Genomic DNA, 1,738 nt, shown 5'->3' with positions numbered 1-1,738 from the left:
AGGACGTTCCGGGCAAGCAAGCTCAGGGCCAGGAAGTGAAGGCGACGCCATGATCATCGAGATCGGCCATTACGCGCTGGTGCTGGCGCTGGCCACGGCGCTCATCCTCTCCATCGTGCCGGTGATCGGCGCCCGTCGTCACGACCGGGCGATGATGGATGTGGCGACGATCGGCTCGCTGGCGATGTTCTCGCTGGTGGCCTTCGCCTTCGGCGTGCTGACCTATGCCCATGTCGTCTCGGATTTCTCGGTCGAGAACGTCTGGGAGAATTCGCATTCGCTGGTGCCGCTGATCTATAAATATTCCGGCGTCTGGGGCAATCACGAGGGATCGATGATGCTCTGGCTGCTGATCCTGACGCTGTTCAGCGCGCTGGTCGCCGTCTTCGGGCGCAATCTGCCGGAGACGCTGAAGGCCAATGTGCTTTCCGTGCAGGCCTGGATCTCGGTCGCCTTCACGCTGTTCATTCTTCTGACCTCCAATCCCTTCCTGCGGCTCGATCCGGCGCCGGCCGAGGGCCGCGATCTCAATCCGGTCCTGCAGGATATCGGTCTCGCCATCCACCCGCCGCTGCTTTATCTCGGTTATGTCGGCTTCTCCGTCTGTTTCTCCTTTGCCGTCGCGGCCCTTCTGGAAGGCCGCATCGACGCGGCCTGGGCGCGCTGGGTGCGGCCCTGGACGCTGGCCGCCTGGACCTTTCTGACGCTCGGCATCGCCATGGGCTCCTACTGGGCCTATTACGAACTCGGCTGGGGCGGCTGGTGGTTCTGGGACCCGGTGGAAAACGCCTCCTTCATGCCGTGGCTGGCCGGCACCGCCCTGCTGCATTCGGCGCTTGTCATGGAAAAGCGCGAGGCGCTGAAGATCTGGACGGTGCTGCTTGCCATCCTCACCTTCTCGCTGTCGCTGATGGGCACCTTCCTGGTGCGCTCCGGCGTGCTGACCTCGGTGCATGCCTTTGCCAGCGATCCCACCCGCGGCGTCTTCATTCTCTGCATCCTGCTGATCTTCATCGGCGGAGCGCTGTCGCTGTTTGCCTTCCGCGCGCCGCGGCTCGCTGCCGGCGGGCTGTTTGCGCCGATCTCGCGTGAGGGTGCGCTCGTCGTCAACAATCTGATCCTGACGGTCGCCTGCGGCACGGTGCTGACAGGCACGCTCTATCCGCTGCTGCTGGAAACGCTGACCGGCGACAAGATCTCCGTCGGACCGCCCTTCTTCAACCTGACCTTCGGCCTGCTGATGGCGCCGCTGATCGTCATCGTGCCCTTCGGGCCGATGCTTTCCTGGAAGCGCGGCGATCTGCTCGGCGCCCTGCAGCGGCTCTATGTCGTCGCGGCTATCGCCTTCCTGGCCGCCGTGGTCTTCTTCTATGTCCAACATGGCGGACCGGTGCTGTCAGTGCTCGGGCTGGCGGCCGGCCTGTTCCTCATCCTCGGCGCCATCGCCGATCTCTGGTATCGCGCCGGCATCGGCAAGGTTTCCGCCAGTATCGCCTGGCGCCGGCTTTCCGGCCTGCCGCGTTCGGCCTTCGGCACCGCCCTTGCCCATGCCGGGCTCGGCGTCACCGTGCTCGGCATCGTCGCCGTCACGACCTTCCAGAGCGAATACGTCATCGAGATGAAGCCCGGCGCGATCACCGAGGCCGGCGGTTACAGCCTGCATTTCGACGGCATGCAGCCGGCGACCGGGCCGAACTATACCGAGGAGCGCGGCCACTTCACCATCCGGCGCGCCGGT

At 65.1% G+C, this 1,738-nt stretch carries 1 protein-coding gene; it reads left to right on the top strand.

All coding sequences use genetic code 11. The annotated features are described in order from the left end of the window. Positions 1–49: 49 nt before the first annotated feature. The coding region (locus tag FHT79_RS31890; protein ID WP_183904730.1) for a heme lyase CcmF/NrfE family subunit at positions 50–1,738 on the top strand (1,689 nt) is incomplete at its 3' end.

This window comes from Rhizobium sp. BK212 (assembly GCF_014197475.1).
Taxonomy (GTDB): Bacteria; Pseudomonadota; Alphaproteobacteria; order Rhizobiales; family Rhizobiaceae; genus Rhizobium; species Rhizobium anhuiense.
Note: the sequence above shows the minus strand (reverse complement) of the source record. Positions and strands in the feature narration are given on the sequence as shown.